The following is a 24,347-nucleotide window of genomic DNA, read 5'->3' on the forward strand; positions in this document are numbered from 1 at the left end:
GTGAACGGGGAGAGTTCTCATCTCTGGCCGGTTCCCCCGTACGTGTCGGCCAGGTGGTCGGCCCAGGTCCGCTTCCCGGTCGGGGTGGCGGTGGTGGTCAGTCCACCGGCCCGCAACTCCCGCCCGAGCCGGCCGGGAAACCGCACCGGCAGCAGCGGACGGTACCCGCCACGGGCCGCCCGCCAGGCCCGGACCGCGTCGTCGAAGCGGAGCACCTGCGGCCCGCCGTACTCCTCGATGCCGTTGACCGGTCCGGCGGTGAGCCGTTCGGCGAGCCGGCCGGCGACCTCGTGCTGGTCGACCGGCTGGGCGAGCACCCCCGGGTCGCCGATCACCGGGCCGAGCCGGCTCATGGTGCGCAGCAGCCGGTCGAGGAAGGGCGGGAACTGGGTGGCCCGCAGCACCGTCCACGGCACCGGACCGGCGGCCACCACCTGCTCCGCCGCGAGCTTGTGCCGGTAGTACGGGTACGGCACCCGGTCCACGCCGACGATCGAGACGTACAGCAGGTGGCCGACGCCGGCGGACGTGGCGGCGACGGCGAGCCGCCGGGTGCCGAGCACGTCCACCCGGTGGGTACGCGCACCGCCGCCGGGCAGCGAGGCCAGGTGCAGCACCGCGTCCGCCCCGGCCACCGCCCCGGCCAGCCCGGCCCCGGTGTCCAGGTCGGCCACCACCCAGTCCGCCCCCGGGTCGTGCCGGGGCCGTCGGCTCATCGCCCGGACGGCGAAGCCGTCCGCGCGCAGCCGGGGCAGCACCGCCCGGCCGAGCGTGCCGCCCGCACCGGTGACCAGTACCTTCATCGCGACTCCTCCCTGTCCACGTGTGACGACGGGTCAGCCGGGCCGATCGTGACCGCTCACTTCAGCAGGTCGGCCGCGGTCACCAGGATGACGAAGACGACCACGATCTCGCTGACGATCCAGGAGTGGTGGTCGGCCCAGTCCCGGATCCGCGGCAGCACCCGCGCGGCCCGCCGCCCGAGCAGCAGCAGGGCGAGCAGGGGAAGGCCAGCAGCAGCAGGGTGAGCAGGATGAATGGCAGCAGGTGCCACCAGGGCAGGTCGTGCCGGGCGGCGCTCGCCCCCACGGCGGCCATGGTGATGTCGTCGGCCGGCATCGCCACGAAGAGCACCAGCCCGAGCTTCAGGGCGTAGCCGAACCCGGCGTGCTGGAGCCGGCCCATCCACCTCGGCTCGTCGGTCGAGTGCCGGCGCAGGAACACCACCACCGCAAGGACGACCAGCAGCGCCAGGACCGCCCAGTCGATCTTCGTCTCGATCGGGCTGCGGCCATCCCCGCCGCCACCGCCCGCGCCGCCCTTCACGCCCCGGGTGACCAGCCAGGCGATCGTCGTACCGGCGGCGACCACGATCGCCGCGCCGGTCAGGAAGCCCAGCGACGCCCGGCGTGGCCGATCGCCGGAGGCGAGGAAGACCGCCGCCACCAGCTGCGAACCGGCCACCATGACCACGGCCATGGGCAGGATCGTCGGGAGGCTCATCGCCTCCCCATCCTCCCGGCTCACCCGGCCGACCCGGATCGGTTCCCGCATCCCCGACCGCCCCGCCGGCAGGTGCCCGCCGGCTGCGGGGCGACCGGCCGGTCAGCGGGGTCCGGGAGCCGGCACCACCCGGCCGGCGAGCAGCGCGCCGAGCAGGGCGCAGCCGACCGCCACCGCCAGCGTCCCCGCGTAGCTCGCCGGGCCCGGTGCCGCCCCGGCGGCGAGCACGGCGCCGGTCAGCGCCAGCACGGTGGCGGCGAAGAGCGAGTCGCCCAGCTGCAGCGATGAGCTGTTCCGCCCCTGCTCGCCGGGGGCTGACAGCTCCAGGGTCAGCACTGACAGCGACGGGTAGAGCATTCCCATCCCGGTCCCGGCGAGCGCCCATCCGACGACCCCCACCGCCACCGGCACGGCCGGCGCGACCGCGAGCGCGACCGTGGCGGTGCCGGCGGTGATGCAGACCAGCCCGATCCGGGGCAACGTCGCCGACGAGCGGGGCGTGGGCAGCCGCCCCTGCAACCACGAGCCGACCGACCAGGCGAGCGCGCCGACGGTGAGGACCAGCCCGGCGGCGGTCGGGGAGAAGCCGCGCTCCCGGGAGAGCATCAGCGGGATGACCACCTCGGCCCCGGCGAACGCCGCCGCGGCCAGCCCGCGCAGGACGACCACGGTCGGCAGGCCCCGCCCGGCGCGCAGGAAACCGGGCGGCAGCAGCCGGGGCGCGCACCAGCCGAGACCGGCCAGCGCGGCCACCACCAGCAGGACGGCGAGCGGGCCGCGCTGCTGCCCCCCGTGGTGCAGCAGTGCGGCGCTCACCCCCGCCCCGGCGGCCCAGCCGACCCGGGCGACCGCCCCGGCCGGCGCACGGCTGGCGGCCGGCGCCTCGAGGGTCCGCAGGCCGGACTCGACCAGCAGCACCGCCGGCACCGCCACCACCGGCACCGCGAGGAAGACCCACCGCCAGCCGACATGCTCGACGATCAGCCCGGCCACCGCCGGACCGACCAGCGACGGTACGACCCAGGCCGCCGCGAACGCGGCGAAGACCTTCCGGCGCAGTTCCTCCGGGTACGCGTGCCCGACCACCACGTACAGCGCGACGGAGAGCAGGCCGGAGCCGAACCCCTGCACCGCCCGCCCGACGACCAGCACCCCCATCGCGCCGGCGCTGCCGGCCAGCAGCAACCCGGCCACGAAGAGCGCCACCCCGCCCCACATCGGGGCGCGCGGTCCCCGGGCGTCGCACCAGATGCCGGAGAGCACCATGGCGAGCACCCCGGCCGCGAACGGACCGCCGAAGGCGAGCGCGTAGAGGGCCAGACCGTCCAGGGCGCGGGCGACGGTGGGCATCGCGGTGCCCACCGCCAGCGCCTCGAACGCCAGCAGGGAGACCAGCGCGACGCTGCCCACCGTCATCGCCCGGAGCCGGGGGTCGTACAGGCGGGCGGCCGGGTGGGCCGCCGCCACGGTGGCCGTCATCGGCGCGCCCGGGGGAGGTGGTTTCGCACGCGCCCAGCCTGCGACCTCAACCCGGGTTCAGGTCAACGGTGAGCTCGGTCTCGTCAGGCCGACTCCAACGCCTCCCCGAGCCCCTTGGCCAGCCCGGACATGTGCTGGTCGGCGAGCAGGTGGCCGGCGGTGATGACCAGCGCGAGCGGCCACTCGATGACCTGGAGGGCGGCCAGCACGCCCAGCCCCGCGTAGTAGGCGACCTTGTCGGGTGGCGGCACCGCCACCTCGCCCAGCATCGGGATCTCCACCCGGTGGGTGTACGCGCGGACCATCTCCTGGCCCCCGCTGAGGCGTCGCGTGAGCGTGCTCATCCGGCCTCCCAGTTCCGCTTCCTCGACCCGGCCAGGATTCCACCGGCGCCCGGGTCCATGCCCCACCAGCTGCGCGAACTTCCCCACTCCGGTGCGGCATAACGACCGGTTCACCGGGAAGCCAGGGCGTCTCACGACCGGGGAGGCGAGATGGCGGACGGCAGGAGCGGCGTGGACGGCGGGGAGCGGGGCCGGCGGCGCGGCCGTACCGCTCGATGACGACGCTGGGCCGGCTCGCCGGTCGCGTGCTTCCGCCGGTGCCGGTGCCGCCGCTGGTTGCCGACGCTTCCCGTACCGTCGGCTCGGCCGCGACGCGACTGGCCCGCGCGGCCGGCCTGACCCGGCGCCGGGTGTGGACCCGGGACGGCCGGCACCACATCGAGGTGCACGGCGTCTGCCAGGACGGCGGCGACCGGCTGGCCCGGCAGGTGGAGAGGGCGCTGGAGCGGATGCCCGGGGTGGCCTGGGCCCGGGTGAACGCCCCCTCCGGCCGGGTCGTGGTGGCCGTCGAGGAGCCGAAGCCGGCGCTGCGCGACCTGATCGCCACGGTGGCCCGCACCGAGCGGGTCTGCCCCCACGAGCCGGACCCGGAGATCCCACCACCGCACCCGCCCGAGGAGGGGCCCCGAACTCCCCGGACGCTCGGCGGGCTCGCCTCGGACGCGCTCGGCCTGACCATCTCGGCGGCCATCCGGATCCTGCCGTTCACCCCGGTGCCGGGAGAGGTGGCCGGCCTGCTCAGCGCGGTCGACCTGCACCCGAAGCTGCACGCCCTGGCCGCCCGGGGCCTGCGCGCCGACCCCCGCGCCGACGTGCTGTTCCCGCTCGCCGAGGCGGTCGTGCAGGGCCTCACCGGCGGATGGACCGGGATAGTGCTCGACGGCGCCCAGCGAATCGTGCAGTGGGGCGAGGCGCGGGCGCAGCTCTCCGCGTGGGCGAAGGCCGAACCCCGGCTGACCGGCGACCCGGACCGGGCCGTCGCCCGGGCGTACACCGACGAGCGTCCCCGCCCCCGACCCGACGGCCCGGCCGAGAGGTACATCTCCTCGATGCTGGCCACCGGGGCGGCGGCCGGGGCGGCGGCGCTGCCGGTCGCCGGCCGCAAGCGGGCCGCGGCGCTGGCCCTGGCGTCGCTGCCCAAGGCCCCGGGCAGCGGCCGCGAGGGGTACGCCGCCCAGCTCGGCCGGATGCTCGCCCGGCGCGGGGTGATCGCGATGGACCGCGGCGTGCTGCGGGAACTCGACCGGATCGACACGGTGGTGCTGGACGCCGCCGTGCTCGGCTCGGAACGTGCCGTGCTGGCCGATCTGGCGCCGCTGGGCGGGGCGGACACCGGCGAGGTGGCCGGGCGGGCGTTCGCGCTCTTCGACCCGGCCGACCCGGACGGCACCCGGGAGTCCGACGGCTGGCGGCTCGGACCGCCCGAGGACCTGGCCGCCGACGATCCCGGGGACACCCCGGACAGCCGCCGGCTGCGCGACGGCGGCGGCCCGCTGCTCGGCCTCGCCCACCACGGCACCCTGGCCGCCGTCATCCGGGTCGAGCCGGAACCCGCCCCCGGCGTGGACGCGCTTCCCGCCGCCGCCCGGGCCGCCGGGCTGCGGCTGGTGGTGGCCGCCGACGACCCACAGCGGTACGCCTTCGCCGACGCCGTCCTGCCCGGCGGCGCGGAGCTGGCCGACTCGGTCCGTACCCTGCAACGCGACGGCGCGGTGGTGATGCTGGTCTCCGGGGACCGCAGGGCGCTCGCCGCCTCCGACTGCGGCCTCGGCGTGGCCGCCCCGGAGGAGCTGCCGCCCTGGGGCGCCCACCTGCTGGTCGGCACCGACCTGCGGATCCCGGCGCTGCTCATCGAGGCGGCCGGGGTGGCCCGGCGGATGACCGGGCAGAACATCCGGCTGGACCTGGCCGGCACCGGCCTGGGCGCCATCGGTGCGTTCACCGCCGACCCCCAGCGGCTGCCGGGGCGGACCCTGGGCGCGGTCAACGGCGCCGCCGCGCTGGCCTTCGTGCACGGGGTGTGGCGCGCCCACCGGCTACCCGACCCGACCGACGGGCCGGCCCCGGCGACCACCGCCTGGCACCTGATGCCGGTCGACACGGTGCTCCGACAGCTGGGCAGCACGCCGGACGGGCTCGCCGACGCGGAGGCGCACCGGCGGCGGCACGGCGGCGGTCCGGCCGGCGGGCCCGGCACCGGCGGGCTGCTGCGCGCCTTCGTCGACGAGCTGGCCAACCCGCTCACCCCGGTGCTGGCCGGCGGGGCGGTGCTCTCCGCCACGTTCGGGTCGCTGATCGACGCCGGCCTGGTCGGCGGCGTGGTCGGCGGGTCGGCGCTGATCGGGGCGGTGCACCAGCGCAACACCGAACGGTCCCTGGCCGAATTGCTGTCCCGCTCGGCGGTGACCGCCCGGGTACGCCGGGACGGCGCCGAGCGGGTGGTCGCCGCCGAGGACCTGGTGCCCGGGGACGTGGTCGCCCTCGGTCCGGGGGACGCGGTGCCGGCCGACTGCCGGGTGCTGACCGCGGACGGGCTGGAGGCCGACGAGTCGTCGCTGACCGGTGAGTCGCTGCCGGTGGGCAAGACCGTCGAGCCGGTGGTGGCCGCCGCGGTCGCCGACCGTCACTCGATGCTCTACGAGGGCACCACCGTCGCCGCCGGTCACGGCACCGCCGTGGTGGTGGCCACCGGCGCCGAGACCGAGGCCGGGCGCAGCATCGCGATGGCCCGGCAGGCGCCTCCGGCCAGCGGGGTGGAGGTCCGGCTCGGCAAGCTGACCAGTGCGGCGCTCCCGCTCGCGGCGGGGTCGGCGATCGCGGTGGCCGGGGCGGGGCTGCTCCGGGGCGTACCGCTGGCGGAGACCGCGGCGACCGCCGCGAACCTGGCCGTGGCGTCGGTGCCGGAGGGGCTGCCGTTCCTGGTCAGCGCCGCCCAGCTGGCGGCGGCCCGGCGGCTGGCCGAGCACGGCGCCCTGGTCCGCAACCCGCGCACCATCGAGGCGCTGGGCCGGGTCGACGTGCTCTGCTTCGACAAGACCGGCACCCTCACCGAGGGGAAGCTGATGCTCGCCGGGGTCGGCGACGACGGCCGGTACGCCCCGGTCGACCGGCTCGACGACGGCCTGCGGTCGACCCTCGCGGCAGCGCTGCGGGCCACCCCCGACGCGGAGGACCCGGAGCAGCTGCCGCAGCACACCGACCGGGCGGTCCGGTACGGCTCCCGGGACGCCGGCGTGACCGAGCGGACCGGCGCGGAGGGGTGGGCGGCGGTCGGCGGCCTGCCCTTTGAGCCGTCCCGGGGCTACCACGCCACGGTCGGCCGGACCGAAGGCCGACTGCTGCTCAGCGTGAAGGGGGCGCCGGAGACGGTGCTGCCCCGCTGCTCGGCGTGGCGTACGCCGGGTGGGCGGAACGAGCCGCTGGACGACGAGGGTCGAAACGGGCTGCACGCGATGCTCGCCGACCGGGCCGGCGCCGGGCACCGCATCCTCGCCGTCGCCGAGTGCCGGGTCGACGCGCCGACGGTGACCGACGACGAGGTGCGCGACCTGGTCTTCGTCGGCTTCGTCGCCCTCGCCGACGGGGTACGCCAGAGCGCCGCCCCCGCGGTCCGCCGGATCCGACAGGCCGGCGTGCATACCATCATGATCACCGGGGACCACCCGGCCACCGCGGCGGCGATCGCCTCGATCATCAGCCCGGACCACGAGGGCCAGCGGGTGGCCACCGGCAGCGAGCTGGACCAGCTCGACGATGACGCGCTCGGCGAGCGGCTGGCCCGTACCGACGTGGTGGCCCGGTGCACCCCGGCGCACAAGGTCCGGATCATCCAGGCATTGCAGAAGTGCGGTCGTACGGTGGCGATGACCGGCGACGGCGCCAACGACGCGCCGGCGATCCGGCTGGCCGACGTGGGCATCGCCCTCGGCCAGCGGGGCACCCCGGCGGCGCGGGCCGCCGCCGACCTGGTGGTCACCGACGACCGGCTGGAGACCATCATCGCCACCCTGGTGGAGGGGCGGGCGATGTGGTCCTCGGTACGCCACGCGCTGAGCATCCTGGTCGGCGGCAACCTGGGCGAGATCGCGTTCAGTGTGCTCACCGCCGCCTCGACCGGTCGTTCGGCGCTGACCGGCCGGCAGTTGCTCCTGGTCAACCTGCTCACCGACCTGGCACCGGCGCTGGCCATCGCGGTCCGGCCGCCCGCCGCCGACCACGCCGACGGGCTGCTGCGGGAGGGGCCGGACACCTCGCTCGGCGGGACGATGACCCGGGAGATCGGCCTGCGCGCCGCCGCCACCACGCTGGGCGCGACCGCCGGCTGGACGTTGGCCCGCTACACCGGTCGGCGGCGCCGGGCCGGCACGGTGGCACTGGTGTCGCTGGTCGGCACCCAGCTGGGCCAGACCGTGCTGGCCGGCGGCACCAGCCCGATGGTGCTCGCCTCCACCGCCGTGTCGCTCGGCGTCCTGGGCGCGGTGGTGCAGACCCCCGGGGTGAGCCAGTTCTTCGGCTGCACCCCGCTCGGGCCGGTCGGCTGGGGCATCGCGGCCGGTTCCGCGCTCGGCGCGACCTTCGCCAATGGCGCGCTCACCCGCCTGCTCGAGCGCATCCCCCCGCCGCCGGGCCACTGACGGGCTCCGTTGCGCGGCTGCCCGGGGGCGTTCCGGGCGTGGGCGGCGCACCGAGATCACGGACGGCGCCCTGCGGGCGTACGCCGATCGCCGCCTCCCGGGCGGAACCGGCGGCGGCGATCGGGGGTCGGGCGGGTCAGGAACGCTCGGAGATGGCCTCGATCAGGTCACCGACCGGGCGCTCGGGCAGCGACCGGGCCACGTCGGCCACGGCCACGATGCCGACGAGCTCGTGCCCGTCGATCACCGGCAGCCGGCGTACCTTGTGCTGGCCCATGGTGCGCAGGATCTCCGCGGCGTCGTCGTCGGCGCCGATGGTGACGGCCTTGCCCTGGGCCAACTCACCGGCGGTCACGTTGGCCGGGTCGCGGCCCTCGGCGAGGACCTTCACCACGATGTCCCGGTCGGTCAGCATTCCCTTGAGCCGGTTGTCGTCGCCGCAGATCGGCAGCGAACCGACGCCGAGCTCGGCCATCCGCCGGGCGGCGGCCCGCAGGTCGTCCTGCTCGCGGACACAGGTCACGTCACTGGTCATGATGTCGCGTGCGGTCGGCATTGGCATGACACCTCACTTTCGGGGGTTGTTGCCTGTTCTCCTACCCTGGGCGGTCGGGAGGCAATCCGGCACATGGACGGCGACCTGGCGGGAACGCAGCCTTCAGGTCACCGCCCGGCCTCCCCGTCGGGGCCGAACGGCGTCGGGGCGAGGACGTGAGCCGCCCCGGTCCCGACGTGGCTCGTTCCCCCGGTCGGAAAGGTGCACTAGCTTGGAGGGATGGTCGACGGGCAGCTGCTGCTGAGGACCTGTCCCGACTGCGCCCGGCCCACAACCCTGCTCGGCTGCGTGCGCAAGGTCGTCCCCGCGCCGACGCCGGGCGGGTGTAGCGGCGACCACGGCTGGAAACACTGATCCCGTGCTGAGACGTGTGCTGGATGGCCGCTACGAGTCCGAGGAGCTGCTCGGCAGCGGCGGCATGGGCGAGGTGTGGCGCGGCCGGGACCTGCGACTGGACCGGCCGGTGGCGATCAAGGTGCTCTCCGCGGCCGGCCTCGAGGAGCCGATGGCCGCCGAACGGTTCGACCGCGAGGCGCGTGCGGCGGCGCGGCTGACCCACCCCCACATCGTCGGGGTGTACGACTTCGGCACCGAGCAGGACGGCTCCTACCTGGTGATGGAGCTCGTGGAGGGACGGACCGTGTCGGCGCTGATCGCCGACGGCCCGCTCCCCGTCGAGCAGGCCGTGTCGATCGCCGTGCAGGTCTGCGACGGGATCGCCGCGGCGCACGCGGCCGGGGTGGTCCACCGGGACGTGAAGCCGGGAAATCTGATCGTCACCCCGTCCGGCACCGTGAAGATCTGCGACTTCGGCATCGCCCGCCTGTCGCAGACCGCCGGGCACAACACCCTCACCGGTCCGGCGACCAAGCTCGGCACCAGCTCGTACATGTCGCCGGAGCAGGCGCTCGGCAAGCCGGTCGACCCGCGCACCGACCTGTACGGCCTGGGCTGCACCCTCTACGCCATGTTGGCCGGCACTCCGCCGTTCTCCGGGGATCCGCTGAGCGTCCTGCACCAGCACGTCAACGATCCGCCCGCGCCGCTGCGCGACCGCCGGCCGGAGGTACCCGTCGCGCTGGACGCCCTGATGTCGGAGCTGCTGGCCAAGGACCCGGCGGCCCGTCCGACCGGCGCCCGGGAGGTCCGCGACCGTCTCGCGGCGCTCATGGCCTCCCCGAATGCCCTGTCGGCGACCGGCACGCGGCTCGGATCCGGCACGGTGGCGCCAGCCGGCGCGCCACGTCCATCCGATCCCGGCGCGGCCAGTGCCAGTCCGAGCGCTCCAGGCCCGGTCGCTCCGGTGGGAGATCCCGGCACCGGAGGGCGGCCGGTGCGGCGGCGGCGGCGCGCGGTCCTGCTGGTGGCGGCGGGCGTCCTCGGCGTCGCGCTGCTCGCGTTGGCCGCCGCCGCGCTCCGGGCCCCCGACAGCGACACGTCGGTCGACAGCGGCACCTCGGTCGCGCGGCCCACCGTCGCACCCGCCCCCGCCAGCCCGGCCGCACAGCCGAGCGTCGTGACCGTGCCGATCACCGTCGCCCCGACCACCCCGAGGCCGCGGACGGTGGCTCCCACCACCCCGACCAGCCGGGCGCCCAGCCCGCGAGCCACTTCCCGTACGCCGGTTCCGCCCGCGGACCCCGTCGTCGCGATGCGCCTGTCGATCCAGGAGCAGGTGGAGACCGGCCAGTTGAACCCGGACGTGGCCAAGGACCTGCACAGCAAGGTGGACGCGATCGCCAAGGAGATCGCCGAGAACGACCTGGAGCATGCCGAGGAGCAGATCAAGAAGCTGCGCGACAAGCTGACCGAACTGCTCGGGGGCGGCAAGCTCACCGCTGCCGGCTACGACGACCTGACGGCCGGGGTCGACCGGATCGCCGCCGAGCTGCAGTGAGGACGGTCCGCCCGTCCGGCCGCTCACGACCACAGGGATGCCGGGCTCTGATGCGGCGTCAGTGCCAGGTGGCGGCGGCCCGTCGCAGCCGGTCGTTGATCGCCCGTCCCACCCCCACGTCCGGAACCGCCTCGGCGACGATCTCGGTCACCCCGGCCGCGTCGAGCCGGTGCAGGGCGTCGAAGAGCCGGGCGGCGGCCTCGGTCACGTCGCCGGTCGGCGAGAGCACCTCCACCGCCGCGTACCCGTCCGCCGGTCCTTCCCGGAAGGCCAGAAAGCCGCGCCGGCCGCCGTCGCCGGGCGCCGGCTCCGCGCCGGCCACCACTCGCAGCGGGGTACGCGGCGCGTAGTGCGCGGCCAACGTCCCCGGCGCGACCGGCTGCCCGGAACTACCCGGCCGTACGCTCACCGGCCCGACCGCCTCGACCAGGTCCTCCAAGGCCAGCGCACCGAGCCGGAGCACCACCGGCTGCCCGCTCCGGGCGTCCACGATGGTCGACTCGATCCCGCACCGGGTCGGCCCGCCGTCCAGCACCACGTCGACGGCCGCACCGAGCCCCTTCACCACGTGCTCGGCCCGGGTGGGGCTGAGCTGACCGAACCGGTTGGCGCTGGGGGCGGCCACCGGCACCCCGGCGGCCCGGATCAGCGCCCGCGCGGACGGCTCGTCCGGCACCCGCACCGCCATGGTGTCCAGCCCGGAGGTGACGATCGGCGGGATCTCGGCGGGCCGGTCCACGATCAGTGTGAGCGGGCCGGGCCAGAACCGCTCGGCCAGCGCGGCCACCGCCGGCGGCACCGGACCGACGAGCTTCTCCAGGTCGGCGGCGTCGGCGAGGTGGCTGATCAGCGGGTCGAAGCTGGGCCGGGCCTTGGCCTCGAAGATCCGGGCGGCGGCCCGTGCGTCCAGGGCGTTCGCGCCCAGCCCGTAGACGGTCTCGGTGGGGAACGCCACCAGCCCGCCGGCGCGCAGGACGGCGGCGGCCTCGGCGATGCCGCTGTCGGCAGGCAGGACGCGGGGAGTTCCGGTGCTCACGCCTCGACGCTAGCCTGCCGGGGCCGACGGCTCCGGACCGGCCGCGCGGAACGTTGCGGTAGCACCGGACCGTCGTTGGTCCGGACGTCCCCCACCAGCCAGGAGGAGCAGGTGACCGCCGACGACAGCCCGTCCCGCAAGCGCGTGGAGAGCCTGGACGACGTGGCCCGCGCCCCGGACGCGGTGGTCAACCCGGAGCTGGACCAGTTCCTGGCCGCCTGCGCCACCCAGTTGCGCGACCGTGGCCGGCTCCAGCGTCGGGCCGGTGGGGCGGCGCCGGGCCGGCCGACCTGGCCGCTCGTGGCGGACGTGCTGTACGCCGCCTGCCACCACTACTGACCCCCGCCCTGCGGGCTCCCCTGCCCGTCGTTGTACGTCTACCGTCACACCATGCGACGCCGTCGAATCCGTACCCGTCTGGCCTTGTCGCCGGTCGACTGGCAGCAGGTCGAGGCGGTACGGCGGGACCACTCCCGGCCGCCGCGGGAGGTGGTCGGGCACGCCGTCACCGAGGACGAGGGCGCCGCCCTGTGCGTGGCGGAGGTCGTCGTGGCACGTCCGGTGACCGACTTCTTCGACGATCTCCTGGACGAGCAGTGGGGGCCGATCCACCAGTGCGATCCGTGCCAGGCGGCCGCGTCGGCGTGACCCCCCGTGGGCCCGCCGCAACGACTATCCTGCGTCGATGCGACGCAAGATCGGGACCGGGCGCGGCACGTGGATCCTGTCGGCCGTCCAGCTGCTGGTCGTCGCGATGTACGGCTACGCCGCGGTCGCGTACCTGACCACCGAGGCCGAGTACTTCCCCGAGCAGTCGCCACCCGGCTGGGCCTGGCCCGCGGTGATCGCGGTCGGGATCGGCTTCGTCCCGGCCCTGCTGTGCCTGATGCTGGCGCTGCCCGGGCTGACCTCTCCCGAACTCCGGCGGGATCGGCCGCGGTGGACCGGCCTTCTGGTCGCCTCGGTGTTGAGCGGCCTGATGCTGCTGGTGATGGTGACGCCCGCCGGCTGGGAACTCTTCGACTGGTACGTCAGCTGAACCTCGGACTCCGACCATGGAAGCCACTTCCGAGACGGTCGGGACCGTCGCCCGGTCAGGCGAAGCCCTCCGGCAGGTCAACCTCGAACCGTTCGCAGAGGAGAGGCACGTCGTGCCGGTCGACCGGTCGGGGCGGATAACCCGTGTGCCAGCGAACCGCCCATTCCGGGGCATCGCAGCGCACCGCCCTGCCCGCGATGGTGCCCCGACCGGCGAGTGCCTCGGCGGGGAACGAGACGCCGTCGACCGCGGAGCCGTAGTGGATCGACCCGTCCGGGAGCACCTCGTAGAGGTGCAGGTCCACCCGCAGTCGGACACCGTCGTGGAGGACGAAGTTCCACGGTCTGTCACCCGGCCAGGGATGGATCCGGTCGAGACCCCGTGCGGCGAACGCGAGGAAGAGCCGCTCGAGGTGCGCGGCCGGTAACCACAGGTCGAGGTCGCTGTGCTCGCGCGTCTGCTCCCCGAGCAGCGCGTCCACGCCCCAGCCGCCGCCGACGCAGGCTTCCACCTGGTGCTCGTTGAGGCCGTCGAGCAGTGTGGTCACGTCCTCGGCCGCCATGACGTACCGGCCCACACTTCCCGCCCTTCCCTGGTGCACGGGTACTGCTGGGCGTCTGCCGAAGCGAGCACCGGGACCGGGATCGGCCGGGTGTTCAGCTGGTGGAGCCCAGGGGACCTGAACCCCTAAGCCGCCTGCGGCCAGCAGACCATGCGCAAACGGACCGATCACAGCTCCTGACCTCTGTCACGGCGCTCAACCCCTCGCTACGTTTCACAGCTCTTGCGGCGATCATCTGTACTGGCGTTGTACTAGTTGATCTCTGTTGGGAGTCGGCCGTGAGCGACAGTGACCTTGCGACCCTGGTGCGCTCGTACTTGGACGACGGCGAGGTGATGTTGCTGCCCGACGACCCTGACCGCGAGTGTCGCGTGAACACCTGGTGCTACGGGGTGCCCGACGGACCGGTCGACGTGCCGGCCGTGGTCGCAGCGCTTCAGCTAGTTCACCGCGAACTCAGGCAACGGTGGGCCGGTCCGGGCGCCTTCTACGCCTGGTACGACGAGCAGGCCGGCCAACTTCGGTGCTCGTTGACGTCGGCACCCTCCGACCAACTTCCGTTTGGGGCACCATATCGCTCGAGTACCGATGCCGCCGAAGTCGTCGCCCTGGTCGCCGCTGACTCGAACCCGGGGGTCGTCCCATGGGCAGAGCTAGCGACCGTTGGGCCCACCGCGGCTTCGCCCACCGCTGAAGACGAGCTACCGCCGCCATTCCCCGTCTGGGTCGCGCCTCTTCCATGAAGCCAGATCGAGCCCTGCTTTGCAAAGATCAAGACTAGTGTCGGCTGGCGTCGGCTACTGCGGCTGACCTGCTCGGCTCGTTGCCTTGTGTCCGTCCCTATCGGTTGGGGGATCGTCCGGCTTGGCTGTACGGATTGCTGTACTCATCGCCTCGGCGGCACCGCATAGTGATCACGTGGACCAGCGTGAACAGTTGGCGGTGGATGCCGTGAGGTCTTACGTCGTAGCCCTTAAGCGGATCCGCCACCGCCTCTTCGCGGCCTATCCGGAGCTGACCGGCTTGTCCGACCTACTGACGGCGGTGAGGTCAACTCGAGTACTGCCTCGGGAGGGACGATCAAGCACGGGCATCGCCTACTCAGTCCATGGCGCCGGTTGTCGAATGACGGACGAGCAGGGCACAGAGGTTGATGTCGACCTGGTCGACGGCGTGGAAGCCTTCGACGGCTGGCGGGTCCATGCCTTCCTTGAGGGACGTGAAGGCGAGAGCCTGTCGGTTGATGAACTGCACGCTGCCTGCTCCCGCCTCGCTGGTTGGGCTGAGCTGCGCGAGGTGCGGGTTCACCGCTGGTACGCGCTCTGATCTTGCCGACGAATCCTCAGTTTGGAAGGACGAGGATCACCGCCCCGAGATGCCCGAGACGCCTGCTCGTGGCAGGGGAGCGGTCACCGCTCATGCCCGCTCGTGTCCGTTCGGGACACCGGCTACTGGCACGTGGCTGGCTCGCCGCCATTTCGCGCCGGTTCGTTGGCGACCAGTTAGGCGGGCGAAGTCGGTCCCTGCGGTGGCCCATGGTGATCGGCGCCATCAAACCGAAGGCCGGACATTCCTGGACCCGGCCTGTCACGATTGGCGCCCGACCGGACATGGGGCGAACGTGAGCTCCGGGACTGAGCACGAGGACCGCTTTCGACGCGTCTACGCTGGCAACTTCGAGCCTCTGCTGGCGTACGCCCTGCGGCGCGTTGAGCACCCCGAGGACGCGGCCGACGCCGTCGCTGAGACCTTCCTTGTCGCCTGGCGCCGCAGACACGACATGCCGGCCGACGCCGAAGCCCGGCTGTGGCTGTACGGCGTCGCCCGACGCGTGCTCGCCAACCACCACCGCGGCGGCATACGCCGGCAGCGGCTGGGTGAGCGGCTACGGCAACGGATCACCGGCGCATTCGCCGCCGACCCGGGCAGTGAGGTGCCCGAACGGCTCGCCGTTCAGGCCGCGCTGGCCCGTCTGGGCGAGGTGGACCGGGAGGTGCTGATGCTCACCATCTGGGAGGGCTTGGAGCCGCGCGAGGCGGCCGCGGTCCTTCAGGTGAGCCCGGCCGCGGTCCGTACCCGCCTGTCGCGCGCGCGAGCCAGGCTGCGCGATCTCGTCGGTGACGACCTCGGCCCACCCGGACATGTACTCGATGTCCTGACCGCACGCACCCCGAAGGAGGGCAGATGACCGAGGAGCACCTCGACCGGATGGTTCGAGACGCCGACCCCTACCGACCCGATGTCATCGGGCACCTCGACGGGGCGAAGCAGACCCTCCTGGAGGAGATCATGTCCGAGCCGACGCTCGATCGCGTCGTTGAACCACCGCAACCGCGCCCCCAGGCGGGCCGCGGCATGGTTCGCCGCTTCGCCGGCGCGCTGACCGCGGCCGCGGTTCTCACCGGCGTCCTCGCCGTATCCACCATGCTTCGCGAGCATCCGGATGACCGCGAGGCCGCTCCCACAGGTACCGCCAGTGCAGGTACCCCCATCGTCTACTCGCCGGTGGCCATGAAGGCCGCCGAGGAGAACCCGCGGCTGCTGATCGACCAGTCCGGTTGGAAGGTGACCACCGTCTACGGGTTCGCCAAGCAGCAGGGCACCATCGCGTTCAGCAACGGCGGGCGGCGGTTGGAGATGAACTGGTACCCGGCTGGCCAGTACGACGGCTACCACGCCGACCGGCTCAACGTCAGCGCCCCGGAACCGGTGAAGGTCGACAGCTGGCCGGGTGATCTGTTCCGCTACAGCGCAGACGACTTCGCGGTCATGCTTCGCCCTCGCGACGGTGTCTTCGTCGAACTCCGTGCCGGAGGCGGCTGGACCCGCGACGAGTTCGACCGGGTTCTCGCCCACGTCGTTCGCGTCGACGTGCGCACATGGCTGGCCGCGCTTCCGGCGGAAATCGTCACGCCGGCGCGGGTCGACGAGGCGGCGGCCAAGGTGCTCGCCGACGTGCCGCTTCCGCCGAGCTTCGACGCCGCTGCGCTGGATGACGTCGGCACCAACGATTCCTACCAGTTCGGCGCCGAGGTAACTTCCCGTGTCGGCTGCGCATGGATCGCCGAATGGCTACGCGCGAAGCGGGCCGGCGACGACGCCGCACTCCAGCGGGCCAGCGACGCGTTGCGCAGCAGCCACAAGTGGCGGGTGCTGCACCAGATGAACGACGAAGGTGACTGGCCGAAGGTGTTCTGGGAGATCGCAGACAAGGTCGCCGCTGGGCACCCGCCGGCCGACTACGCCCCAGGGTTGGGCTGCGACTAGCTGCCTTTGGACCAGCAGGACGGCGAGGCCGACCATGACGCCCACCTCATCAACGCCGAGTAGCGCCGCGATGGTGAGGTGGTCTGGTCGGTGCTCGACGCCTGCATCAGCAACCGGGTCACCTTTCGCTGAATGAACCCCGGGCGTTCGACGCCTCCCTGCACCGAGACGAACCTCAGGGCCGGGCGATCCGCTGTCGGCGTGGCTGGTCCACCAGCCGCCGCAACGACCCGCAGGCCGCAGCGTCCGGTCTCCACGTCAACCGTCGGGTCCTACGCTGGAACCCATCGTTGGCTACTGCATCGTGGAGCGGCATTCCCGAAGGTACTGACGCCTGCTCCCGAACGACCGGATCTCGGCATGAGCGGGTGTCTCGCCTGGCGAAGGCACGATCATCGACGGTGATGTCTCGGCCAAAGACCTAGGTCATCCGTCAGACGCCGCTTCGGGCCATCCACCTGAGTCGGTCAGTGCCGAGCGGTGCGGGTATGCACCTGCCACCTGTCACCTGTTGCCGGGTCGAAGCGACCTCGATCGAGGTATTTGCTGCCTTCCCGATGCCTCAGATCCGACCGGGCTCTCGCTTACCAGCTGCCGCCCGGTTGCTCATGCTCGTCCCCGGGTCTTCTACCGCACGCCTTCCGGCGCCTGAGCCTCCCGCAGTCTGGCCCCGTCACCGCTGCTGCCAACGTTGACCGGCTCCCAGGCACTTCAGAGGGCAGCCCCCAGAAAGGGGGGTGCGGGAGCGCCGTGTCGACCCGTTGCTGCTGCTCGGAGCCTGCGATCCCTCCGCTATGCGCCGCGCGGCCTGACCTCGACCCCCGCGCCGGCCTGGATGATCTCCCAGAACTCCTTCGGGAGCTGCGAAACCAGGTCCTCCAACTCGTCCTTGCTCACGGCCTCACCGATGGTGCTGAGCGCGGCCCGCATACCTGCGTCGGCCATCGCCACGTCGACCCCGGCGCGTCTTGCCACCCGCTCGACAAACTGGTCCAGCTCGAACGGCTCGGCGTTCTGCGACCCGATAGCGGTGGTGGTCTTGTGCAGATGCTGCCGTAGCTCTCTCGGAAGCTGCCCGGCGATGTTGCTCGCCTGACCGGCGGTGACCCGGTCGGTCAACGTTTCCAATGTCGCGCGGCTGACTGCTTCGGCCTTCTCCGACGGCATCCCGGCGCGCCTTGCCACGGCCTCTATGAATTCGGCGTAGTTCACCTCGAAGCCTCCTCTCCGACGAGGCCACCGTCTACCCGCGCCCCTCACGGTGAAACGGCCTCCTCGACCGGACGGACGGCTCCTCGACGAGACGACCCTTCGGCCGTACGGGACGTGCGGCCAGACGCGGCTCGGCACATACCCCGGCCCAGAACTTGGCGCCCCCGGTGGCCTGCGCGGCTTCATCCCCTTTCGGGGCGGCGGGCAACGCAATGCCGTTAGGCGCGTGTCCTGTCACGGGAGATGCTCCACAGTCCGGCCTACAGGGGCGTTTCACTGTTTGTGCGGTATCGGCTGCCAGCCCGCTGCTTGTCTGTGACCCTATCCGCGTGAGTACAGGACCTGCATGTGGCGTCGTCGAGTTGAGGGTGCACGGGGTGTCCGGGGGGACGGCGGAGAAGATTCTCGACCACCCGATCGTGGTGCGTGTCGCCGGGGATACTCACGCCGGTTTCTACCGACCGCGGCCGGGACTCGGCGCGGCCGGCGGTTCCACTGACGGTGTTGCCGTGGAGGCGTACCGCTGGGGTGCCCTGACCGCCGGCGCGGCGGTGCGGACCGCCTCGACGCTGCTGTTGTTGCCGTTCATGCTGGGTAACCTCGCGATCTGGTTGCGCCCGACGTCGACCGACCGGTTCGGTCTGCTCGGTGCGCTGTGCCGACTGCTCGCCGGCACCCTCACCGCCGCCTTCGTGCTCTCGGTCATCGGCATCACGCTGGACCTCGTCGGCTGGCAGTGCGTGCCGTACGACCAGTGCCGGGGCGGCCGTCCCTACCTGTCCTGGCTTGGTGCGCTGCCGATGGGGCCCCGTCTGGCCCTGCTGTCGCTCGTCCCGCTGCTCGCGCTGCGCGTGATCTGGTGGATCGGCGCGCGGCCCGCGCGGGCGTTGGAGGGTTTCGGACCGCCCCCACCGCGTCCGGACACCTCCGAGATGACCGAGAGCCTCAGCACCCGGGGGTTCTGGGACGACGAGCGTACAACCGCCTGGCTGCGCCGGATCCACGTGGGGATCGGCGCCGGCACGCTCGATGCCAGCCTGCTCGCCGGGATCTCCCACGGGGAGGCTTCCGTAGGTTGGTTGCTGTTCGTCGCCGCCATCGGCCTGCTGGGGTTCTGTGCGGTGCTGGTGTGCCTGCCCGTGCCGACGACCCGCGCGGGGATTCGTCGCGTTCTGCGCCCCCTGTGGGCGGCCACGGTCGCGGTGACCGTCCTGGCCCTCGGCTACGCCGCCCTGTTCGCGGGCAATCCCGCCGTGGCCGGACAGCTGCCTGGGTACGAAGGCACCGCCGGCGGCCTGATCGCGGGACAGGGTGTCCTGCTCGTCCTGCTAGCGATGGTCACCATGGTGCACGCGCGGGTGACCGTGCCCGGGACCCGCCCTCTCCTGCGCGGGCTCGGAACGCCGATCGTGGCGGCGGCGTCGGCGACCGTCGCTGCGGCCTTCGCCGCCACCCTGGTCTTCCGGGTCGCCGATCAACTCGACCGCGGGTCCATTCCCGGTCCGACCCACCCAGGTCCACCCAGCGTCGCTCTCCTGGAACCACCGGTTGCCTACTGGTGGGCCGCACTCGCCGGGCTCGCCGCACTGATGATCATCGCCGTGGCGGCCTGCGGCATGCTCGTCATAGGCCGACGGCGGCGACGCCGGCTGGCCGAACGCATCATCGAGCAGGACTACCCGGACGTGCCGACACAGGCGATGCCCCGGCTCATGAACGTCCGGGAGGCCATCGCGAGATCCCGTGTGACCGAGGAAATAGGGCCGGTGCTAACGGCGTCCTTCCTGATCTCCTCGCTGGGCCTGGCCATCATCTCCCTCGACCTGATCGGGATCGGTCCCATCCAGCTTGCGGCTGAGCTCAGTAAGCAGCGCCGACAAGCGACGCTGCTTACCACCTACGCCACGGATGCGGGAGTCTGGCTGATCAGCCTACTCGTGATCGCCCTGATGATTCTCGGCTACCGCTCCTACCGGTCAACCGAGACCCGGCGCATCGTGGCGATCCTTTGGGACCTGGGCGACTTCTGGCCCCGGACGGTTCATCCGTTCGCGCCCCCCTGCTACGCCGCCCGAGCCGTGCCCGAACTCGTCAAGCGCGTGTCCGCCCTCGCTGCACAAGGCAGCGTGATCATCTCCGGGCACAGTCACGGCTCGGTCCTCGCCGCCGCCACGATCCTGCAACTGCCGCCGACGATCCTGCGCCGAGTCTCACTGCTCACTCACGGCTCCCCGCTGCACCGCATCTACGCCCACCTCTATCCGACCTACCTGGGAGGAGGAATACCGTGCGAGCTGGGTGAGCGGCTCGACTGGCGGTGGCGGAACCTGTGGCGAGAGACCGACCCGGTCGGCGGGCCTGTGTTCGCGCCGCATCCGGGCGAACAGCCACCCTGCAACAGCCCGGCTGCCGAGTCGGTCGACATCAGGCTCCGTGACCCTCGCAGCCTGATCATCGACCCAACCGACACCGTGCCACCACCCATCGAGCGGCACTGGCCGTACTACACGCAGCCGGCATATCAGACAGCTGTCCAAGAACTTGCCGCACAGGCTTGCGAGGCCAAATCGAACCGGCCAAGGAAATGACCCCTCGGACCGCCAGTCCCGACTCGGCATCTGCCGAACATAGGTGAGCCTCACGGGCAACGCCGCGCACGTCGCTCAAGCTTTACTTCGAGTTCTTGGACACGTTGCTGAATGCTGCGGTGACCGACAAGGTCATTCCGGACAACCCTTGCGACTGGGTGAAGCTGGCTCAGGTGCTCCGGGGCTTCTCTCGTGCGCCGAAGTGGGATGCCGACCGAGGGGGTTGTACTAGTCGATCAGGCAAAATGAGAAACCGCAGTTGAGGAGCGTAAATGGTGGAGCCCAGGGGACTTGAACCCCTAACCCCTGCCTTGCAAAGGCAGTGCTCTGCCAGTTGAGCTAGGGCCCCGAGGGCGGGTGGAGCCGCCTGGTGCTGGCAGTGACGAGCGGGTCAGCGCAGGTCGGGGGCGGTGGTCGCCTCGTGCCAGAGGGCGCGCTCGTCGTTGGAAGCCTTGACCTTCTTGGCCACCACGGCGGCCACGCCGACGACGCCGACCAGGAAAAGAAGCTTCTTGAACATGGGGCGACCCCTCGCGCTCGACTGTGCCGTCGGAACGGTGTGCGGTGGGGCTAGCTGGAATCGAACCAGCGACCTCAGAGTTATCAGCTCTGCGCTCTAACCGACTGAGCTATAGCCCCGCGTGGCGACGAGCAAGGTTAACCCATCGCGCCGTCCGCTCCCAAATCGGGGTGGGCCGGCGCGCCCGCGCCAGCCCGACCGTACCCGGCCTCCCACCGCCGGGGCGACCGCCTTCGCGGTGCCCCGGCGGTGGGTCGGGTCAGTCGCGCTCGGCGAGCGTCAGCTCGATCCCGCCGACCAGGTCGGCGCAGACGTTGTAGACGAACGCGCCGAGCGTGGCGAGCGCGGTGAACAGGACGACGTTGACCAGGCCGATCAGCGCCGAGCTGAGGATCACGCCCTTGGCGGTGATCTGGAAGCCGCTGGCGCTCTGCCCTCCGCCGGCACTGACCAGGTCGGTCAGGCTGTCGTTGACGCTCTGGAACACGCCCATGGCGTCCAGGGCCAGGTAGAGCACCGAGGTGGCGACGACCACCACGATGAAGAGCACCACCGACACGGAGAACGCGAACTTCATCACGGACCACGGGTCGATCCGCTTGAGGTTCAGCCGGGCCCGGCGCGGTCCGCGGGAGGCGGCCGAGCTGACCGAGGTACGGGCGGCACGTACCGCGTCACCCACCCGCGCGGCCCCGACGGCGGCCGCGCCGCCGATGCCCGGCGGCAGGCCCCCGCCGTTGGCGGGCCGACCCGCGCCGGCCGGACGGCCTCCGTCCGGCGACGGCCTGGCCCCGCCGCCCACCCTCGGCTGGGTGCCGGTGCCGGACGCGGAGGTGGCGGCCCCCGCCCTGATCGGCTGGGTGGTGTTGCTCGACCTCGCCGGGCTGGTCACCGGCGCGGGGGCGGAGTTGGGCGCGTCGACACCCGGTGTCTGGGTCTGCTCGCTCGTCCCCGAGTCGTCGCCGGGCTTCTCCGGCGGCGGTGCCATGCCGGGGGCCCGGGTGAACTTCGGGGCAGGCGCGTCGGCGGGGACGGTCGCCCGACCCACGGCAGCGCGACCGGCCGCGGTTGTGCCGCTCTTGGCGGCCTCCTCGTCGACCGGGGTGGCCGAGGTCCCCATGTTCCCCGACTTCGCCTGTGTCTCCGTCATCAACTAGTCCTGTTCGTCAGGCTCGTCGGCATTGCGAGCAATCGCCACGATAGTCACGCCGTCCGGGAGGTCCATCAGCTTGACCCCCATTGTGTTCCGGTCACGCGTACGGCGTACAGGCTTCACCGGAGTCCGGATGACGCCGCCGTTGCTGGTAATGGCGAACAACTCGTCATCCGGGTCGATCACGACCGCGCCGACCAGACCACCGCGTCGCTCGGTGATCTTCGCAGTCAGCACGCCCTTACCTCCCCGGCCCTGGACCGGGTATTCCTCGATCGGGGTGCGTTTCGCATATCCCCCGTTTGTGGCCACCAGAACGTCCATGCCCTCGCGAACCACCTCCATGGCCAGCAGGACGTCGTCGTCGGTGAAGCGCATGCCGATCACGCCCGTGGTCGCCCGGCCCATCGGCCGCAACGCCTCGTCGCTGGCGTTGAACCGGATCGCCTGCGCCTTCTTGGAGACCATCAGCAGGTCGTCGGAGGGCGCGACGAGGGCAGCACCGACCAGCTCGTCCTCATCGCGCAGGTTGATCGCGATGATGCCGCCGGAACGGGGGGAGTCGAACTCCTCGAGCCGCGTCTTCTTCACCAGGCCGTTCTTCGTGGCCAGTACCAGGTAGGGAGCCACCTGGTAGTTCGGGATTTCGATGATCTGCGCGATCTGCTCGTCCGGTTGGAAGGCGAGCAGATTGGCCACGTGCTGGCCCTTGGCCACCCTACTGGCTTCCGGCAGCTCGTACGCCTTGGCCCGGTAGACGCGGCCCTTGTTCGTGAGGAACAGGATCCAGTCGTGGGTGGAGCATACGAAGAAATGGCTGACGATGTCGTCCTGCCGCAGGGTGGCGCCGCTGACGCCCTTGCCGCCGCGCCGCTGGGAGCGGTAGAGGTCGACCTTGGTGCGCTTGGCGTACCCGGTGCGGGTGATGGTGACGACCACGTCCTCGCGGGCGATCAGGTCCTCCATCGAGACCTCACCCTCGAACGGGATGATCTTCGTCCGCCGCTCGTCGCCCCACTTCGCGACGATCTCGCCGAGCTCCTCGGAGACGATCTTCCGCTGCCGCTCCGGCTTGGCGAGGATGTCCTTGAGGTCGGCGATCTCGATCTCGAGCTTGGCCAGGTCGTCCAGGATCCGCTGCCGCTCCAGGGCGGCCAGCCGGCGCAGCTGCATGTCGAGGATCGCGGTTGCCTGGATCTCGTCGATCTCCAGCAGCCGGATCAGGCCCTGTCGGGCGTCGTCGACGGTGGGCGAGCGCCGGATCAGGGCGATCACCTCGTCCAGGGCGTCCAGCGCCTTGGACAGACCGCGCAGGATGTGCGCCCGCTCCTCCGCCTTGCGGAGCCGGTACGCGGTCCGCCGGCGGATCACGTCGATCTGGTGCTCGACGTAGTAGCGGAGGAACTGGGCCAGGTTGAGCGTGCGCGGCACCCCGTCGACCAGCGCCAGCATGTTGGCGCCGAAGGTTTCCTGGAGCTGGGTGTGCTTGTAGAGGTTGTTCAGCACCACCTTGGCGACCGCGTCCCGCTTGAGCACGAGCACGATCCGCATGCCGGTACGCCCGGAGGACTCGTCCCGGATGTCGGCGATGCCGGCGAGCTTGCCCTCCTTGATCAGCTCGGCGATCCGCTCGGCCAGGTTGTCCGGGTTGACCTGGTAGGGCAGCTCGCTGACCACCAGGCAGGGGCGACCCCGCTTGTCCTCCTCGACCTCGACCACGGCCCGCATCCGGATCGAGCCACGACCGGTGCGGTACGCGTCCTGGATCGCCGTGGTGCCGACGATCAGGCCGTGGGTGGGGAAGTCCGGGCCCTTGACGATCTCCAGCAGCGCGTCGAGGGTGGTGGCCTCGTCCTCTTCCGGGTGGTCCAGGCACCACTGCACCGCCGCGCCGATCTCCCGCAGGTTGTGCGGCGGGATCTTGGTGGCCATGCCGACCGCGATGCCCTCGGAGCCGTTCACCAGCAGGTTGGGGATCCGGGACGGCAGGATGGTGGGCTCCTTGGCCCGGCCGTCGTAGTTGTCCTGCAGGTCGACGGTGTCCTCGTCGATGTCCCGCAGCATCTCCATGGCGAGCGGGTCGAGCTTGCACTCGGTGTACCGCATGGCGGCGGCCGGGTCGTTGCCCGGGGAGCCGAAGTTGCCGTTGCCGTCGACCAGCGGGTAGCGCAGCGACCAGGGCTGCGCCATCCGGACCAGCGCGTCGTAGATCGCCGAGTCGCCGTGCGGGTGGAACTGACCCATCACGTCGCCGACGACCCGCGAGCACTTCACGTAGCCGCGGTCCGGCCGGTAGCCGGAGTCGAACATGGCGTACAGGATCTTGCGGTGGACCGGCTTGAGCCCGTCCCGGACGTCCGGCAGGGCCCGCCCGACGATCACGCTCATCGCGTAGTCGAGGTACGAGCGCTGCATCTCGACCTCGAGGCCGACCGGCTCGATCCGGTCGTGCTGCACGACGGCCGCGAGCGGGGTCTCCGGGGTCTCCGGCTCGTTCGGGGTGGACTCGGGAGTATCGGTCACTGTTAACCCTTATCAGACTCAGAGTCGTGTTCGT

The 24,347-nt window shown here is 72.2% G+C and carries 20 protein-coding genes and 2 tRNA genes; 9 read left to right on the plus strand and 13 right to left on the minus strand.

All coding sequences use genetic code 11. The features are described 5' to 3' along the window. Positions 1-17: 17 nt before the first annotated feature. The 4 genes from ACLQ2U_RS09640 to ACLQ2U_RS09655 all read right to left on the minus strand — a co-directional run bounded on the left by ACLQ2U_RS09640 (position 18) and on the right by ACLQ2U_RS09655 (position 3,326). Positions 18-803, minus strand: a complete 786-nt coding sequence (locus tag ACLQ2U_RS09640) for an SDR family oxidoreductase (RefSeq protein WP_425750227.1) — start codon at positions 801-803, stop codon at positions 18-20. 79 nt (positions 804-882) lie between these two features. Further along, positions 883-1,554 (minus strand): GAP family protein, encoded by a 672-nt coding sequence (locus tag ACLQ2U_RS09645; RefSeq protein WP_425750228.1) that lies wholly within the window; start codon positions 1,552-1,554, stop codon positions 883-885. A gap of 51 nt (positions 1,555-1,605) precedes the next feature. Continuing rightward, on the minus strand, positions 1,606-2,982 hold the full coding sequence (locus tag ACLQ2U_RS09650) for an MFS transporter (RefSeq protein ID WP_425750229.1): 1,377 nt from the start codon (positions 2,980-2,982) through the stop codon (positions 1,606-1,608). 83 nt (positions 2,983-3,065) lie between these two features. After that, entirely contained in the window at positions 3,066-3,326 is a 261-nt protein-coding gene (locus ACLQ2U_RS09655; protein ID WP_425750230.1) for a hypothetical protein, read from the minus strand. A 215-nt stretch (positions 3,327-3,541) separates the two neighbouring features. Here ACLQ2U_RS09655 and ACLQ2U_RS09660 point away from each other — a divergent pair, with 215 nt between their 5' ends. Continuing rightward, positions 3,542-7,960: an HAD-IC family P-type ATPase gene (locus ACLQ2U_RS09660; protein WP_425750231.1), complete on the plus strand. Its 4,419-nt coding sequence runs from the start codon at positions 3,542-3,544 to the stop codon at positions 7,958-7,960. Positions 7,961-8,096: 136 nt separating this feature from the next. On the opposite strand, the gene ACLQ2U_RS09665 is transcribed toward ACLQ2U_RS09660, so the two are convergent. Further along, positions 8,097-8,516 carry a CBS domain-containing protein gene (locus ACLQ2U_RS09665; RefSeq protein WP_425750232.1) on the minus strand — a complete coding sequence of 140 codons (420 nt, stop codon included), beginning with the start codon at positions 8,514-8,516 and terminating at the stop codon, positions 8,097-8,099. A gap of 358 nt (positions 8,517-8,874) precedes the next feature. Here ACLQ2U_RS09665 and ACLQ2U_RS09670 point away from each other — a divergent pair, with 358 nt between their 5' ends. Then, positions 8,875-10,413 carry a protein kinase domain-containing protein gene (locus ACLQ2U_RS09670; RefSeq protein WP_425750233.1) on the plus strand — a complete coding sequence of 513 codons (1,539 nt, stop codon included), beginning with the start codon at positions 8,875-8,877 and terminating at the stop codon, positions 10,411-10,413. Positions 10,414-10,471: 58 nt separating this feature from the next. Here the strand turns inward: ACLQ2U_RS09670 and ACLQ2U_RS09675 are convergent, their stop codons facing one another. After that, on the minus strand, positions 10,472-11,425 hold the full coding sequence (locus ACLQ2U_RS09675; RefSeq protein ID WP_425750504.1) for an L-threonylcarbamoyladenylate synthase: 954 nt from the start codon (positions 11,423-11,425) through the stop codon (positions 10,472-10,474). 135 nt (positions 11,426-11,560) lie between these two features. On the opposite strand from ACLQ2U_RS09675, the gene ACLQ2U_RS09680 reads away from it, so the two are divergent. Genes ACLQ2U_RS09680 through ACLQ2U_RS09690 form a run of 3 tightly spaced genes read left to right on the plus strand, consistent with a single transcriptional unit; the run spans position 11,561 to position 12,488 of the window. Further along, positions 11,561-11,788: a hypothetical protein gene (locus ACLQ2U_RS09680; RefSeq protein ID WP_425750234.1), complete on the plus strand. Its 228-nt coding sequence runs from the start codon at positions 11,561-11,563 to the stop codon at positions 11,786-11,788. A 51-nt stretch (positions 11,789-11,839) separates the two neighbouring features. After that, a complete protein-coding gene (locus tag ACLQ2U_RS09685; protein ID WP_425750235.1) occupies positions 11,840-12,097 on the plus strand; it encodes a hypothetical protein in 258 nt (85 codons plus the stop codon). 37 nt (positions 12,098-12,134) lie between these two features. After that, entirely contained in the window at positions 12,135-12,488 is a 354-nt protein-coding gene (locus ACLQ2U_RS09690) for a hypothetical protein (RefSeq protein WP_425750236.1), read from the plus strand. 55 nt (positions 12,489-12,543) lie between these two features. On the opposite strand, the gene ACLQ2U_RS09695 is transcribed toward ACLQ2U_RS09690, so the two are convergent. Further along, positions 12,544-13,065 carry a nucleotidyltransferase domain-containing protein gene (locus ACLQ2U_RS09695; RefSeq protein ID WP_425750237.1) on the minus strand — a complete coding sequence of 174 codons (522 nt, stop codon included), beginning with the start codon at positions 13,063-13,065 and terminating at the stop codon, positions 12,544-12,546. A 903-nt stretch (positions 13,066-13,968) separates the two neighbouring features. Here ACLQ2U_RS09695 and ACLQ2U_RS09700 point away from each other — a divergent pair. The 3 genes from ACLQ2U_RS09700 (at position 13,969) to ACLQ2U_RS09710 (ending at position 16,317) form a co-directional block, all read left to right on the plus strand. Further along, complete coding sequence (locus tag ACLQ2U_RS09700; RefSeq protein ID WP_425750238.1) at positions 13,969-14,376, plus strand: DUF6896 domain-containing protein; 408 nt, start codon at positions 13,969-13,971, stop codon at positions 14,374-14,376. A 295-nt stretch (positions 14,377-14,671) separates the two neighbouring features. Continuing rightward, positions 14,672-15,238 carry an RNA polymerase sigma factor gene (locus ACLQ2U_RS09705; RefSeq protein ID WP_425750239.1) on the plus strand — a complete coding sequence of 189 codons (567 nt, stop codon included), beginning with the start codon at positions 14,672-14,674 and terminating at the stop codon, positions 15,236-15,238. Then, positions 15,235-16,317, plus strand: coding sequence for a hypothetical protein (locus ACLQ2U_RS09710; RefSeq protein WP_425750240.1), 1,083 nt, complete (start codon positions 15,235-15,237; stop codon positions 16,315-16,317). Before ACLQ2U_RS09705 ends, ACLQ2U_RS09710 begins: the two co-directional genes overlap by 4 nt. A gap of 792 nt (positions 16,318-17,109) precedes the next feature. Here the strand turns inward: ACLQ2U_RS09710 and ACLQ2U_RS09715 are convergent. Beyond that, positions 17,110-17,529 (minus strand): DUF2267 domain-containing protein, encoded by a 420-nt coding sequence (locus ACLQ2U_RS09715; RefSeq protein ID WP_425750241.1) that lies wholly within the window; start codon positions 17,527-17,529, stop codon positions 17,110-17,112. A 377-nt stretch (positions 17,530-17,906) separates the two neighbouring features. Here ACLQ2U_RS09715 and ACLQ2U_RS09720 point away from each other — a divergent pair, with 377 nt between their 5' ends. Further along, complete coding sequence (locus ACLQ2U_RS09720) at positions 17,907-20,117, plus strand: hypothetical protein (protein ID WP_425750242.1); 2,211 nt, start codon at positions 17,907-17,909, stop codon at positions 20,115-20,117. Between the two features lie 273 nt (positions 20,118-20,390). Here the strand turns inward: ACLQ2U_RS09720 and ACLQ2U_RS09725 are convergent. The 5 genes from ACLQ2U_RS09725 to gyrA form a co-directional block, all read right to left on the minus strand. Beyond that, positions 20,391-20,466 (minus strand) — tRNA-Ala (locus ACLQ2U_RS09725). A 42-nt stretch (positions 20,467-20,508) separates the two neighbouring features. Continuing rightward, the gene (locus ACLQ2U_RS09730) at positions 20,509-20,637 is read right to left on the minus strand and encodes a DLW-39 family protein (protein ID WP_218105107.1); all 129 of its coding nucleotides are present in this window, start codon (positions 20,635-20,637) and stop codon (positions 20,509-20,511) included. A 45-nt stretch (positions 20,638-20,682) separates the two neighbouring features. Beyond that, positions 20,683-20,756 (minus strand) — tRNA-Ile (locus ACLQ2U_RS09735). A gap of 140 nt (positions 20,757-20,896) precedes the next feature. Then, the gene (locus ACLQ2U_RS09740) at positions 20,897-21,787 is read right to left on the minus strand and encodes a DUF3566 domain-containing protein (protein ID WP_425750243.1); all 891 of its coding nucleotides are present in this window, start codon (positions 21,785-21,787) and stop codon (positions 20,897-20,899) included. A 3-nt stretch (positions 21,788-21,790) separates the two neighbouring features. Beyond that, positions 21,791-24,313: a DNA gyrase subunit A gene (gene gyrA / locus ACLQ2U_RS09745; RefSeq protein WP_425750244.1), complete on the minus strand. Its 2,523-nt coding sequence runs from the start codon at positions 24,311-24,313 to the stop codon at positions 21,791-21,793. Positions 24,314-24,347 lie beyond the last annotated feature (34 nt).

The organism is Micromonospora sp. DT47, assembly GCF_049844475.1.
GTDB lineage: Bacteria > Actinomycetota > Actinomycetes > Mycobacteriales > Micromonosporaceae > Micromonospora.

Excerpts from the sequence above, each read along its gene's own strand:
- ACLQ2U_RS09740 (WP_425750243.1), bottom strand. The coding sequence starts at position 21,787 with ATGACGGAGACACAGGCGAAGTCGGGGAACATGGGGACCTCGGCCACC.
- ACLQ2U_RS09655 (WP_425750230.1), bottom strand. The coding sequence starts at position 3,326 with ATGAGCACGCTCACGCGACGCCTCAGCGGGGGCCAGGAGATGGTCCGC.
- ACLQ2U_RS09665 (WP_425750232.1), bottom strand. The coding sequence starts at position 8,516 with ATGCCGACCGCACGCGACATCATGACCAGTGACGTGACCTGTGTCCGC.
- ACLQ2U_RS09690 (WP_425750236.1), top strand. The coding sequence starts at position 12,135 with ATGCGACGCAAGATCGGGACCGGGCGCGGCACGTGGATCCTGTCGGCC.
- ACLQ2U_RS09685 (WP_425750235.1), top strand. The coding sequence starts at position 11,840 with ATGCGACGCCGTCGAATCCGTACCCGTCTGGCCTTGTCGCCGGTCGAC.
- ACLQ2U_RS09650 (WP_425750229.1), bottom strand. The coding sequence starts at position 2,982 with ATGACGGCCACCGTGGCGGCGGCCCACCCGGCCGCCCGCCTGTACGAC.
- ACLQ2U_RS09730 (WP_218105107.1), bottom strand. The coding sequence starts at position 20,637 with ATGTTCAAGAAGCTTCTTTTCCTGGTCGGCGTCGTCGGCGTGGCCGCC.
- ACLQ2U_RS09645 (WP_425750228.1), bottom strand. The coding sequence starts at position 1,554 with ATGCGGGAACCGATCCGGGTCGGCCGGGTGAGCCGGGAGGATGGGGAG.
- ACLQ2U_RS09710 (WP_425750240.1), top strand. The coding sequence starts at position 15,235 with ATGACCGAGGAGCACCTCGACCGGATGGTTCGAGACGCCGACCCCTAC.
- ACLQ2U_RS09640 (WP_425750227.1), bottom strand. The coding sequence starts at position 803 with ATGAAGGTACTGGTCACCGGTGCGGGCGGCACGCTCGGCCGGGCGGTG.
- ACLQ2U_RS09660 (WP_425750231.1), top strand. The coding sequence starts at position 3,542 with ATGACGACGCTGGGCCGGCTCGCCGGTCGCGTGCTTCCGCCGGTGCCG.